The organism is Streptomyces sp. NPDC004629 (genome assembly GCF_042873595.1).
GTDB lineage: Bacteria > Actinomycetota > Actinomycetes > Streptomycetales > Streptomycetaceae > Streptomyces.
The window spans coordinates 110,528-122,137 of sequence record NZ_JBIALO010000025.1; the positions used below are offsets into that span (position 1 = coordinate 110,528).

14 protein-coding genes are annotated in these 11,610 nt (G+C 70.1%); 8 read left to right on the forward strand and 6 right to left on the reverse strand.

What is annotated here, in order from left to right; all coding sequences use genetic code 11:
• Positions 1 to 71: 71 nt before the first annotated feature.
• Complete coding sequence (locus ACFYTE_RS31360; RefSeq protein ID WP_388717787.1) at positions 72 to 806, reverse strand: transglycosylase SLT domain-containing protein; 735 nt, start codon at positions 804 to 806, stop codon at positions 72 to 74.
• Positions 807 to 1,268: 462 nt separating this feature from the next.
• On the reverse strand, positions 1,269 to 1,964 hold the full coding sequence (locus tag ACFYTE_RS31365) for an SDR family NAD(P)-dependent oxidoreductase (protein ID WP_388717790.1): 696 nt from the start codon (positions 1,962 to 1,964) through the stop codon (positions 1,269 to 1,271).
• Between the two features lie 228 nt (positions 1,965 to 2,192).
• On the opposite strand from ACFYTE_RS31365, the gene ACFYTE_RS31370 reads away from it, so the two are divergent.
• The 4 genes from ACFYTE_RS31370 (at position 2,193) to ACFYTE_RS31385 (ending at position 4,839) form a co-directional block, all read left to right on the forward strand.
• A complete protein-coding gene (locus ACFYTE_RS31370) occupies positions 2,193 to 3,362 on the forward strand; it encodes a GAF domain-containing protein (RefSeq protein WP_388717793.1) in 1,170 nt (389 codons plus the stop codon).
• Positions 3,355 to 3,996 (forward strand): response regulator, encoded by a 642-nt coding sequence (locus tag ACFYTE_RS31375; protein ID WP_388717797.1) that lies wholly within the window; start codon positions 3,355 to 3,357, stop codon positions 3,994 to 3,996. Before ACFYTE_RS31370 ends, ACFYTE_RS31375 begins: the two co-directional genes overlap by 8 nt.
• A gap of 173 nt (positions 3,997 to 4,169) precedes the next feature.
• Positions 4,170 to 4,415, forward strand: a complete 246-nt coding sequence (locus ACFYTE_RS31380) for a chaplin (RefSeq protein ID WP_388717845.1) — start codon at positions 4,170 to 4,172, stop codon at positions 4,413 to 4,415.
• 184 nt (positions 4,416 to 4,599) lie between these two features.
• Entirely contained in the window at positions 4,600 to 4,839 is a 240-nt protein-coding gene (locus ACFYTE_RS31385; RefSeq protein WP_388717799.1) for a chaplin, read from the forward strand.
• 99 nt (positions 4,840 to 4,938) lie between these two features.
• Here ACFYTE_RS31385 and ACFYTE_RS31390 read toward each other — a convergent pair whose 3' ends face one another.
• Complete coding sequence (locus tag ACFYTE_RS31390) at positions 4,939 to 5,727, reverse strand: hypothetical protein (protein ID WP_388717802.1); 789 nt, start codon at positions 5,725 to 5,727, stop codon at positions 4,939 to 4,941.
• A gap of 152 nt (positions 5,728 to 5,879) precedes the next feature.
• Here ACFYTE_RS31390 and ACFYTE_RS31395 point away from each other — a divergent pair, with 152 nt between their 5' ends.
• From ACFYTE_RS31395 to ACFYTE_RS31405, 3 genes are all read left to right on the forward strand, one after another.
• Positions 5,880 to 6,677: an ABC transporter ATP-binding protein gene (locus ACFYTE_RS31395; RefSeq protein WP_388717805.1), complete on the forward strand. Its 798-nt coding sequence runs from the start codon at positions 5,880 to 5,882 to the stop codon at positions 6,675 to 6,677.
• 50 nt (positions 6,678 to 6,727) lie between these two features.
• Positions 6,728 to 7,159: an NfeD family protein gene (locus ACFYTE_RS31400; RefSeq protein ID WP_388717808.1), complete on the forward strand. Its 432-nt coding sequence runs from the start codon at positions 6,728 to 6,730 to the stop codon at positions 7,157 to 7,159.
• 130 nt (positions 7,160 to 7,289) lie between these two features.
• Positions 7,290 to 8,258, forward strand: coding sequence for an SPFH domain-containing protein (locus tag ACFYTE_RS31405; RefSeq protein WP_388717811.1), 969 nt, complete (start codon positions 7,290 to 7,292; stop codon positions 8,256 to 8,258).
• Positions 8,259 to 8,471: 213 nt separating this feature from the next.
• Here the strand turns inward: ACFYTE_RS31405 and ACFYTE_RS31410 are convergent, their stop codons facing one another.
• From ACFYTE_RS31410 to ACFYTE_RS31420, 3 genes are all read right to left on the reverse strand, one after another.
• Positions 8,472 to 8,978: an HNH endonuclease gene (locus tag ACFYTE_RS31410; protein ID WP_388717814.1), complete on the reverse strand. Its 507-nt coding sequence runs from the start codon at positions 8,976 to 8,978 to the stop codon at positions 8,472 to 8,474.
• A 166-nt stretch (positions 8,979 to 9,144) separates the two neighbouring features.
• Positions 9,145 to 9,684, reverse strand: a complete 540-nt coding sequence (locus ACFYTE_RS31415) for a YbhB/YbcL family Raf kinase inhibitor-like protein (RefSeq protein WP_388717815.1) — start codon at positions 9,682 to 9,684, stop codon at positions 9,145 to 9,147.
• Positions 9,685 to 9,726: 42 nt separating this feature from the next.
• Entirely contained in the window at positions 9,727 to 10,509 is a 783-nt protein-coding gene (locus ACFYTE_RS31420; RefSeq protein WP_388717818.1) for a sporulation protein, read from the reverse strand.
• Positions 10,510 to 10,647: 138 nt separating this feature from the next.
• On the opposite strand from ACFYTE_RS31420, the gene ACFYTE_RS31425 reads away from it, so the two are divergent.
• The gene (locus ACFYTE_RS31425) at positions 10,648 to 11,289 is read left to right on the forward strand and encodes a DNA-3-methyladenine glycosylase (RefSeq protein ID WP_388717821.1); all 642 of its coding nucleotides are present in this window, start codon (positions 10,648 to 10,650) and stop codon (positions 11,287 to 11,289) included.
• Positions 11,290 to 11,610: the final 321 nt, after the last annotated feature.

The following is an 11,610-nucleotide window of genomic DNA, read 5'->3' on the forward strand; positions in this document are numbered from 1 at the left end:
GACGGGCCAAGGGCGGCACCCGGTCACCGGGTGCCGCCCTTCGGCGTTCACGACTGAGGCCCGCGCCTACCTCAGTACGCGCTGTTGACGTTGTCGATCGAGCCGTACCGGTGGGCCGCGTAGTTGGCGGCCGCGGTGATGTTGGCGACCGGGTCGTAGATGTTCCAGGACGTGCCCGCGACGTGGTACGCCTTGAACGTCGGCGGGATGACCTGGAGCAGCCCCTTGGACGGGATGCCGTTGACGGCGTTGATGTCCCAGTTGTTGATGGCGTTCGGGTTGCCGGAGGACTCCCGCATGATGTTGCGGTGCAGTCCGTAGTAGCTGCCCGGGATGCCCTTCGCCTTCATGATGTCGAGGGACTCCCGGATCCAGCCGTCCAGGTTGTTGCTGTAGGTCTTCGCGGCGACCGGTTGGACCTCGGGGCGCTGCGCGGACCGGCTCGCGGTCTCCTGCGCGGCGCGCTCCTGGGCGGCCTTCTTGACGGCCGCGTTCCTCGCCGCGGTCTCGGCCTGCTTCCTCGCGGTCTCGGCCGCGGCCTTCTTCTGCGCCGCGATGGTCTCCAGCTTGACGTTCTGGGCGGCGAGCTGGTCGGTGACGGTGCCCTTGACGTCCTGGATCGGGTCGTTGCTGTAGGCCACCTGGGCGGCGGGTACGGAGGTTGCGGAGGTGACCGTCTCCGCGCTGCTGGGGACTGCGGAGAAGGCGACCGCGGCGGCACCGAGGGCACCGACACCGGTGATCGCGATCTTGTGCTGCTTGGTCAGCGTCCGACCGAGATCTCGGATGTTGATGTTCTTGGGCATGGCAGATGGACCTCTTCGAATAGCGCGGAGGTCGCGTCCGTTCTGCGGGGGGATCGGTTCCTCTCCGCACGGACGCCGCGGACGGAAACCCGCGGCGTTGAGCGACGGCAGCCATTCTTAGCGGTCGCAAAAACCCATGGCAAAGATGTGACGTACGATTTGTGATAGTGGATCGGCGAGGGGCAAATCGGGACAGACTGGAACGTCTTTCCCGCTAGTGGCGGTCCTATTTATCTCCTATATGTCTTCGTACGTGAGCTGCGCCCTATGTGCGGGGTCACATGTACCCGGTGCTACTCTCACCCAGAGTTGCTGTAGCAATGCTCTGTGTAAGGGCTCTCCTCCGGGAGGATGAGATGCGCAACGCCGAACTCGCACCCAGACAGCCCCCACCCAGCCCCACCAGCCCCACATTGCGGCCGAGCCCCGGAGCGTGCTGTTCGGGGGGCACCCGCGGCGATCTCATCGTCCCTCCAGCAGTGACGGCGCGTCGTACCGGCCGCTGGCCGGACGCTTCTCCAGCAGCCACAGGAAGGCCGGCACCACCCTGGCCGGCGCGGGCCGCGGGCCGTCGTCGTCCGGTACGGCCGCCGCGTACAGGTCCGTCGCCATGTCCCCGGGGTCCACCGCCCACACCCGCAGCTCCGGCTCCTCCTCGCCCAGCACCGCCGCGAGCTGGTCCAGGGCGGCCTTCGAAGCCCCGTAGCCACCCCATGTCCCGTACGGCTCGGCCGCCGCGTCCGAACTGACCGCGATCACCGTGCCCGCCCCCGACGCGCGCAGCAGCGGCAGCGCCTCCTGGACCAGACCCAGCGCCGCGACCGCGTTCACCTCCAGCGCCCTGCGCAGCCCGTCAAGGGGCAGCTCGGCCAGCCGCACCAGCGGCTCAGCGCCCAGCGCGCTCGCATTGCTCACCAGCAGGTCGACGCCGCCGAGCGCACGCGCGGCGGCCACAAGGTCGGCCCGGTGCCCGGCGTCGGTGACATCCCCGGTCCGGGCCTCCACGCGCGTGCCGTGCACGGCGATCGCTCCCGCCGCCCGCGCCAGGGCCGCACCGCCCCGCGCGTCGAGCACCAGGTCCCAGCCGCGCCCGGCCAGCGCCTCGGCAAGGGCCCGCCCCAGCCCCTTCGACGCACCCGTGATGATCGCTACCGGCATGACAACCGTCCCCTCGGTCCCATCCGCCTCGGCTCGGCGGTGGCCCCAACGTAGGAACGCAACCCACCCGGCCGCCTCGGACGCGGGCCGCACAACGGCGGGGTCCTTCGGCCTACGCCGCCGGTACGGGGCCCGCGACCTACGGCGGTGGCCCTAGGCCCACCGGCCCACCCTCCGGCGGTCACCGGCCCGATCCACGCTGTCGCACCCCGCCGGTACCGTGAGGACATGAGTCACGGCCCCCGGTCCGGCCTCGCCGCGGTCAGCTCCGCGCTGCTGGCCATGAGCAGGCACCTGGAGGTGCGCGACGTCCTCAAGACGATCGTCGCCTCCGCCCGCGAACTGCTCGACGCCGAGTACGCCGCCCTCGGCGTCCCGGACGACCACGGCGGATTCGCCCAGTTCGTGGTCGCCGGCATCAGCGACGCCCAGTGGAAGGCCATCGGCCCGCTCCCGCGCCAGCACGGCATCCTGGCCGCGATGCTGCACGAGGCCGCCCCCGTACGCCTCGCCGACGTCCGCAAGGACCCGCGCTTCGAGGGCTGGCCCACCGCCCACCCCGAGCTGTCCGACTTCCTCGGCCTGCCGATCCGCGACGGCGACGAGGTCATCGGCGCGCTGTTCCTCGCCAACAAGCGCCGCCACCCGAAGGGGCACCGCCCGGCCCCCGGGCGGACCGGCGGCTGCGGCTTCACCGAGGAGGACGAGGAACTGCTCGCCATCCTCGCCCAGCACGCCGCGATCGCCCTGACCAACGCCCGGCTCTACGAGCGCAGCCGCGAACTGACCATCGCCGAGGAGCGCTCCCGCCTCGCCCACGAACTGCACGACGCGGTCAGCCAGAAGCTCTTCTCACTGCGCCTGACCGCCCAGGCGGCGGCCCGCCTCGTCGACCGCGACCCGGCCCGCGCCAAGTGCGAGCTGCAGCAGGTGGCCGCGCTCGCCGCGGAGGCGGCCGACGAACTGCGCGCCGCCGTGGTCGAGCTGCGCCCCGCGGCGCTCGACGAGGACGGCCTGCTCGCCACCCTGCGCACCCAGATCCAGGTCCTCGACCGCGCCCACACCGCGCGCGTGACCTTCGCGAGCACCGGCTTCCGCGCCCTGCCGGCCGCCCAGGAGGAGGCCCTGCTGCGCGTCGCCCAGGAAGCCCTGCACAACGCCCTGCGGCACTCCGGAGCCGCCCATGTCGACGTGACCGTGAACCGGCGCGGCTACGGGGCCGTGCTGCGGGTCACCGACGACGGCGGCGGCTTCGACCCGCGTTCCGTGCACCGGGCCGGACGCCATCTCGGCCTGGTCTCCATGCGCGACCGGGCGAGCGGCGTCGGCGGCACGCTGACGGTGGAATCGGCGCCCGGCAAGGGCACCACGATCGAGATGGAGGTTCCTGGTGGCTGACGCAATCAGAGTCCTGCTCGTCGACGACCACCAGGTCGTCCGCCGGGGACTGCGCACCTTCCTGGAGGTGCAGGACGACATCGAGGTGGTCGGCGAGGCGGCCGACGGCGCCGAAGGGGTCGACCGCGCCGAGGAACTGCGCCCCGACGTCGTCCTGATGGACGTCAGGATGCCCGGCATGGACGGCGTCGACGCGCTGCGCAGACTCCGGGAACTCGGCAACCCCGCCCGGATACTGATCGTCACCAGCTTCACCGAGCAGCGCACGGTCGTCCCGGCCCTGCGTGCGGGCGCCGCCGGATACGTCTACAAGGACGTGGACCCCGACGCGCTCGCCGGTGCCATCCGCTCCGTGCACGCGGGACACATCCTGCTCCAGCCGGAGGTGGCCGGCGCGCTGCTCTCCCAGGAGGAGGTCAACTCCGGTCAGGGCCGCGGAGGTTCGCTCACCGAACGGGAGCGCGAGGTGCTCGGTCTGATAGCCGACGGCCGCTCCAACCGGGAGATCGCCCGCGCCCTCGTGCTGTCCGAGAAGACGGTCAAGACGCATGTCTCGAACATCCTGATGAAACTGGACCTCGCGGACCGCACCCAGGCCGCGCTGTGGGCCGTCCGGCACGGCGTGACAGGCTGAAACGCCCACCGGGAGGCCTCACACCGGGCATCACCACGGACGGTTCCGCTCCGGACCGGGATTCATACCGTCGTGGGAATGTCACCCGGATGGCGCACCCTCCGCGCACCGCCGGCGTTCTCCAGTGCGTGCCGCGGCGACTTGCCGCGGTGATCGCCAAGGAGGGCTTAGAAGTGAAGAACCTGAAGAAGGCAGCGGCCGTGACGATGGTGGCCGGTGGCCTGGTGGCCGCCGGCGCCGGGATGGCCTCCGCCACCGACGGCTCGTCGGCCGTCGGCAAGGCCGAGCACTCCCCGGGCGTCGTCTCCGGGAACGTCATCCAGGCCCCGGTGCACATCCCGGTGAACGTGTCCGGCAACAGCGTGAACGTCATCGGCCTGCTGAACCCCGCCTTCGGCAACCTCGGCCTCAACGGCTGACGGCGCGCCGCGCGCCGGCAGCGAGCACCGGCCTCCCAGGTCCCGGGAGGCCGGTCCGTTTGTCGTTTCAATCGTCCGATCGGGCTGTCGGCCGCGCGGCTCCGTACCGCCCGGACCCGATCGACGTTGATCAGCGTGCGACCCACGCCGGGTCGGATACGCACACGCAGGAGGAACGTTTCCAATGAACATTGCCAAGAAGGCCGCCGTAGCCATGACCGTCGCCGGTATCGCCGCGGGCGCTTCGGCCGGCGCGGCCTTCGCCGACTCGGGAGCGGCGGGCGCGGCCGAGCAGTCCCCGGGCGTCGGCTCCGGCAACGTGGTCCAGGCTCCGGTCCACGTCCCCGTCAACGCCACCGGCCTCAGCGTCAACGTGGTCGGCCTGCTGAACCCGGCGTTCGGCAACCAGAGCGCCAACGGCTGAGCCTAGCCCTTTCGGTTCAGCCACGGCCGGAGCGGGGGTCTGGGGGCGGCAGCCCCCAGATACGCCCGCACCAACACCCCACGCCCCAAAGGGCACCGCTCACCGCGCTCCGCGCTCCCGCTCCTCCACAACGGAGTTGTACGCCGCGACCTGTGCCCGCCGTGCCGTCCGCTCCACCGGGCGCAGCGCGGCACCCCGCGCCGCCATCTCCGAGGCGCTCACCGCCCCGCCGTGCCCGTTCTCGTACGCCAGCGAGACCAACAGGCCCACCCGCTGAGCCAGCTCCAGCACCCGCACCGCCCGCGGCGGATACCCCGGCGCCAGCACCTCCCGCCCCCGTTCGGCCCGTGCTCGGTAGGCGTCGATCGCCGCCTCGGCCACCGGGCCCGACCCTGCGAGGTCCAGCCCCGACAGCACCTCCGTGGCCTCCCGCAGCGCCTCCGCCAGCTCCCGCTCCGCCTCGCCCAGCGACGGCACGTCGGCGGGCGGCGCCTCCCGCACCGGCAGACAGCGCCAGACCACCTCGACGTGCACATCGCCGTCCGGCCCTGCCTCGTCCACCTCGGGCACCAGCCCGAACGCGGCGCCGTGACAGACCACCGCCTCCTCGGCCTCCAGCGCCCGCGCGTTGAACTCGGGCGGCCCGCTCAGCCCCAGCGGATGCCCGGGCTGCGGCAGCGCCACCCGCAGCCCCGTCACCCCGAGCGCCCGCAGCCGGCCAAGACCGAGTGTGAGACCGACCGGCGCCGGCTCACCCGGCAGCCCTTCCAGCCGGTGCACCGCGTCCTCGCCCACGATGGCGAGCACGGCGTCATCCGGAGAGACAAGTCCGGCCAAAAGGGCATTTCCCCAAGCGGCAAGGCGTCCTGAACGCGGTTCCGAGAGCATGCCCCCACCCTAAGGACCGGACCGATGGAATGGACCGCGGCACCGGTGGCGTAGATTTCGTAGGGGCTGCGCCCACCGGCGCGGCGGACCGAGCCACTGGTGACCGCGACTGCGCCGAGACCGGCCACAATGCAAGGGGAGACAACGCGCTCATGAGCGATGTTCTGGAACTTCAGGACGTATCGGTGGTCCGCGAGGGCCGGGCTCTGGTGGACCAGGTCTCCTGGTCGGTCAAGGAGGGCGAGCGCTGGGTCATCCTCGGCCCCAACGGCGCCGGCAAGACCACTCTGCTCAACGTCGCCTCCAGCTACCTCTTCCCCAGCAAGGGCACCGCCACCATCCTCGGCGAGACCCTCGGCAGGCCCGGCACGGACGTCTTCGAACTGCGCCCGCGCATCGGCGTGGCCGGCATCGCCATGACCGAGAAGCTCCCCAAGCGCCAGACCGTCCTGGAGACCGTGCTCACCGCGGCCTACGGCATGACCGCCCACTGGCAGGAGGACTACGAGGAGGTCGACGAGCAGCGCGCCCGCGCCTTCCTGGACCGCCTCGGCATGAGCGAATACCTCGACCGGAAGTTCGGCACGCTCTCCGAGGGCGAGCGCAAGCGCACCCTGATCGCCCGCGCCCTGATGACCGACCCCGAACTCCTCCTCCTCGACGAGCCCGCCGCCGGACTCGACCTCGGCGGCCGCGAGGACCTGGTCCGCCGCCTCGGCCGCCTCGCCCGCGACCCGATCGCCCCCTCCATGATCATGGTCACCCACCATGTCGAGGAGATCGCCCCCGGCTTCACCCATGTCCTCATGATCCGCCAGGGCAAGGTCATGGCCGCCGGACCGCTGGAGCTCGAACTCACCTCCCGCAACCTCTCCCTCTGCTTCGGACTCCCGCTCGTCGTCGAGCAGGTCGGCGACCGCTGGACCGCCCAGGGCCTGCCGCTGTCCTGACTCCCTTCGCGCCCTGTCCGACGCGGACCCGCGGGCCCTACCATGACCACGTGGACAACATCGACGCATGGGTGTGGTGGCTGATCGGCGCGGCGGCGCTCGGTATCCCGCTCGTCATCACCGCGATGCCGGAGTTCGGCATGTTCGCGGTGGGCGCCGTCGCCGCGGCCGTGCTCGCCGGCCTCGGCTTCGACGTGGTGGTCCAGGTGCTCACCTTCGTGATCGTCTCGGTCGCCCTGGTCGCCGTCGTACGGCCCATCGCCAACCGGCACGGCAGACAGCGGCCCGAACTCGCCACCGGTGTGGACGCGTTGAAGGGCAAGCAGGCCGTCGTGCTGGAGCGCGTCGACGCCTCCGGCGGCCGGATCAAGCTCGCCGGAGAGGTCTGGTCGGCGCGCGCTCTCGACACCGGCCGGGCCTACGAAGCGGGTCAGGAAGTGGACGTCGTGGACATCGAGGGGGCCACCGCGATCGTCATCTGACCTCGCGAGACTCAACTGCACGGAACAGACCACGAGTTGTCCGACGGTCTGCCAGACTCGACCAGCAAGATCTTCAACAACATAAGATCTTCCGAAAGCGCCGAGGCGGAGAAGGGTACGGGGAACTACGATGGGACCGATCATCATCGTCCTGATCATTCTGGTGGTGTTGGTCTTCATCGCCCTGATCAAGACGATCCAAGTCATCCCACAGGCCAGCGCGGCCATCGTCGAGCGCTTCGGCCGCTACACGCGGACACTGAACGCGGGCCTCAACATCGTCGTCCCGTTCATCGACACCATCCGCAACCGCATCGACCTGCGTGAACAGGTCGTGCCTTTCCCGCCGCAGCCGGTGATCACCCAGGACAACCTGGTCGTCAACATCGACACCGTCATCTACTACCAGGTGACCGACGCCCGGGCCGCCACCTACGAGGTCGCCAGCTACATCCAGGCCATCGAGCAGCTCACCGTCACCACCCTGCGCAACATCATCGGCGGCATGGACCTGGAGCGCACCCTGACCTCCCGCGAGGAGATCAACGCGGCCCTGCGCGGGGTCCTCGACGAGGCCACCGGCAAGTGGGGCATCCGCGTCAACCGCGTGGAACTGAAGGCCATCGAACCGCCCACCTCCATCCAGGACTCGATGGAGAAGCAGATGCGCGCCGACCGTGACAAGCGCGCCGCGATCCTCACCGCGGAAGGCACGCGCCAGGCCGCCATCCTCACCGCCGAAGGCGAGAAGCAGTCCCAGATCCTGCGCGCCGAGGGCGAGGCCAAGGCCGCCGCGCTGCGCGCCGAGGGCGAGGCACAGGCCGTCCGCACGGTCTTCGAGGCGATCCACGCCGGCGACCCGGACCAGAAGCTCCTGTCCTACCAGTACCTCCAGATGCTCCCGAAGATCGCCGAAGGCGACGCCAACAAGCTCTGGATCGTCCCCAGCGAGATCGGCGACGCCCTCAAGGGCCTGTCCGGCGCGATGGGCAACTTCGGCCCTCTGGGCGGCGGCTCGGGCAGCAACGGCAACACCGTCCCACCCCAGCAGAACAACACCCCGCCCACAGAACGCCGCGAAAAGCCCCAAATCGACTAACCCCCACACCCCCCGCGCCCCCAAAGGGGCGCGGGGAACTGCGCGACCAGCCACGCACGACCTGCGGCCGGCAGACGCCCCGAGCCCGGCAGATGCTCAGCGGCTCATGTGAAGCCCACTGTGCCGGCAGCGCCCTGAAGGGGCGCGGGGAACTGCGCGAGCGGCCACGAACAACCCGCAGTCGCCCCCCGCACCAGCCGCTACGGCGACCACTCAGGCCGCATCCCGAGCCAACCAGTCCGGCAGAGCCCCAAACTCCTCGGCCCCCAGCGAAAGCAACATCGCATCGGCCGGCGTCGGCTCGAACGGCTCCCGCAGAAGCCGCATACCGGCCTCCTGCGGAGTCCGGTCGGCCTTGCGGTGGTTGTCCTCGGCGCACGAGGCCACCGTGTTCAGCCAGGTGTCCTGCCCGCCCCGCGATCGCGGCACCACATGGTCCACGGTCGTGGCCCGCCGCCCGCAGTACGCGCAGCGGTGCCGGTCCCGCACCAGCACACCCCGCCTCGACCACGGAGCCTGTCTTCGGAACGGCACCCGTACGTATCTGCACAGCCTGATCACCCGAGGCGCGGGTATGTCCACATCGGCGCCCCGCATCCGCAGTTCGGGGTGGGCCTGCTCGACGACCGCCTTGTCCTGGAGCACCAGCACGACGGCTCGGTTCAACGTCACCGTCGACAGCGGCTCGAAGCTCGCGTTCAGCACCAGCGTGTCCCGCATCCAGCCCACCTCCCGTGCGCACCGCCCACCCCCCGGCGGGCTTGGATCAACTCTGGACGGGCGCGCCGAGATGGACAACGCAATAAAAAATGCCCGCCCCCGATCACGTCCAAGACCGGGGGCGGGCAAACGTTCCATGAACGCTCGGCTGATTCCGTGCGCCGGATCAGCCCTCCGCGGGATTCTCGTACTCGCCGATGAGCTGGGCGCGCGCGATCGCGTGGAAGCGCAGGTTGAAACCGACCACGGCGGGGGAGGCGTCGGCGTCCGGACCCAGCTTCTCCTGGTCCACCGCGTACACCGTGAAGACATAACGGTGCGGCCCGTCACCGGGCGGCGGCGCGGCACCGCCGAAGTCCTTGGTCCCGTAGTCGTTGCGGACCTGCACCGCGCCCGCGGGCAGACCCTCGAACGCGCCGCTGCCCGCGCCCGCCGGCAACTCGGTCACCGAGGCCGGGATGTCGAACACGGTCCAGTGCCAAAAACCACTGCCCGTCGGCGCGTCCGGGTCGTAGCACGTGACGGCGAAGCTCTTGGTCTTCGGCGGGAAGCCCGCCCACCGCAGCTGCGGCGAGGTGTTGCCGGCCGCGTAGACCTGAGCGTCCTTGAGCGTCGCGCCCTCCTCGATGTCCTCGCTCGTCACCGTGAACGACGGCACGGGCGGGTGGAAATCATGGGGGAGCGGCCGCCGCTTCAGCTCGGTCACCTCGGTACCTCCTGCATCCGTTTCCTGTAGAGGGAACCGAGCCTAGAACCAGTTGCGCCTGCTGCCGACCTCGGACAGCCACTGGTTGAGGTACGCCGCCCAATCGGTCCCGTGGAAGTCGTGCAGGCCCACCTGGAAGGACCGGAAGGTGTCACTGCCCTCGCTGAACAGTCCGCCCTTCTTGTCCATTTCGAGCACGACGTCCATGGCCTGCTCGTCGGCCACGAAGCTCAACTCGACCTGGTTCAGCCCGTGGTACTGCGACGGCGGATAGAACTCGATCTCCTGGTAGAACGGCAGCCGCTGCCGCGTGTTGCGGATGTGACCGCGCTCCATGTCCGCGTTCTTGAAGCGGAAGCCCAGCTGGATGAATGCGTCCAGGATCGCCTTCTGCGCCGGCAGCGGGTGCACGTTGATCGGGTCGAGATCGCCGGAATCCACGGCACGGGCGATCTCCAGCTCGGTCGTCACCCCGATGTGCATGCCGCGCAGCGGCTGCCCGTCGATCACCGTGACGGGCGTCTCCCAAGGGATCTCCAGCCCGAACGGCACCGCGTGCACGGCCCCCGCCTGCAACTCGAACGCGCCACCGAGCCGCACCTTGGTGAACTCGATGTTCTGCTTGTACTCCTCCTCGCCACTCTCCACCTCGACCCGCGCCTGCAGGCCCACGCTCAGTCCCTGGATCTCCTGGTTCACGGATCCGCCCTGGATCCGCACCTCACCCTGGACGACGCCGCCCGGTACCACGTTCTCCTCGGCGAGCACCGTCTCGACCGAAGCCCCGCCGGCCCCCAGACTCGCGAGCAGCCTCTTGAACGCCATGACTCTCCCTTTACGTACGGACCCTTGATCCCTACAAACGCGATCCGGGCCCAGCCGGTTCCGCGGCACACCCCGGCAACCGGCGCAGCCCCCCCACCACCTCTTGGCACCCACTCGACTGGACTACGCTCCAGAGCCATGATCGTGCCCCCGGACCGTACGCCACTCCCCAGGAGCTTCTTCGACCGTCCTGTACTGGAGGTCGCCCCCGACCTCCTGGGTCGCATCCTGGTACGGACGACCCCGGACGGCCCGATCGTGGTGCGCCTGACGGAGGTCGAGGCGTACGACGGGCCGAACGACCCGGGCTCGCACGCATATCGCGGCCGCACCCCCCGCAACGAGGTGATGTTCGGTCCACCCGGACACGTCTACGTCTACTTCACCTACGGCATGTGGCACTGCATGAACCTCGTCTGCGGCCCCGAGGGCAGGGCGAGCGCCGTGCTGCTCCGCGCCGGGGAGATCATCGAGGGCGCCGAGCTGGCACGCAAACGTCGACTCTCGGCCCGAAACGACAAGGAACTGGCCAAAGGCCCGGCCCGGCTCGCCACGGCCCTGGACGTGGACCGAGCCCTCGACGGCACGGACGCCTGTGCCCCCGGTGAGACCCCGCTGAGGATGGCCACCGGCACCCCCGTGCCCGGCGACCAGGTACGCAACGGTCCGCGCACGGGCGTGTCCGGCGACGGCGGTGTCCACCCGTGGCGCTACTGGATCGCCAACGACCCGACCGTGAGCCCTTATCGGGCCCACGTGCCCCGGCGCCGCTCAAGTTGACGCGTCCTTGGAAGGTGCGTAACGTAGCCCGAGCCGCTTGAACCGGGTACGGCATTCGCCAGCAGCCGGAAGCGGCCAACCCACTACCTGCGACACCCCTCGGCGAGGGCCGATTCAGCATGCCCGCATGCCTGAATTCAGGAACTCGCGAACTCGATTATGAGTCCCCGAGGGAATCCGCTAACGTAGTGAATGTCGAAAGGCCCCGCCGACCGGGAATCAGAGCCGAAAGGGTCTGATAGAGTCGGAAACACCGAAGGGAAGCGCCCGGAGGAAAGCCCGAGAGGGTGAGTACGAAGGAAGCGTCCGTTCCTTGAGAAC

What these genes read in the sequence shown, in the direction of transcription:
- ACFYTE_RS31395 (WP_388717805.1), top strand. Translation starts at nt 5,880, where the DNA reads ATGAGCGATGTTCTGGAACTTCAGGACGTATCGGTGGTCCGCGAGGGC.
- ACFYTE_RS31360 (WP_388717787.1), bottom strand. Translation starts at nt 806, where the DNA reads ATGCCCAAGAACATCAACATCCGAGATCTCGGTCGGACGCTGACCAAG.
- ACFYTE_RS31370 (WP_388717793.1), top strand. Translation starts at nt 2,193, where the DNA reads ATGAGTCACGGCCCCCGGTCCGGCCTCGCCGCGGTCAGCTCCGCGCTG.
- ACFYTE_RS31410 (WP_388717814.1), bottom strand. Translation starts at nt 8,978, where the DNA reads ATGCGGGACACGCTGGTGCTGAACGCGAGCTTCGAGCCGCTGTCGACG.
- ACFYTE_RS31365 (WP_388717790.1), bottom strand. Translation starts at nt 1,964, where the DNA reads ATGCCGGTAGCGATCATCACGGGTGCGTCGAAGGGGCTGGGGCGGGCC.
- ACFYTE_RS31390 (WP_388717802.1), bottom strand. Translation starts at nt 5,727, where the DNA reads ATGCTCTCGGAACCGCGTTCAGGACGCCTTGCCGCTTGGGGAAATGCC.
- ACFYTE_RS31405 (WP_388717811.1), top strand. Translation starts at nt 7,290, where the DNA reads ATGGGACCGATCATCATCGTCCTGATCATTCTGGTGGTGTTGGTCTTC.
- ACFYTE_RS31385 (WP_388717799.1), top strand. Translation starts at nt 4,600, where the DNA reads ATGAACATTGCCAAGAAGGCCGCCGTAGCCATGACCGTCGCCGGTATC.
- ACFYTE_RS31420 (WP_388717818.1), bottom strand. Translation starts at nt 10,509, where the DNA reads ATGGCGTTCAAGAGGCTGCTCGCGAGTCTGGGGGCCGGCGGGGCTTCG.
- ACFYTE_RS31425 (WP_388717821.1), top strand. Translation starts at nt 10,648, where the DNA reads ATGATCGTGCCCCCGGACCGTACGCCACTCCCCAGGAGCTTCTTCGAC.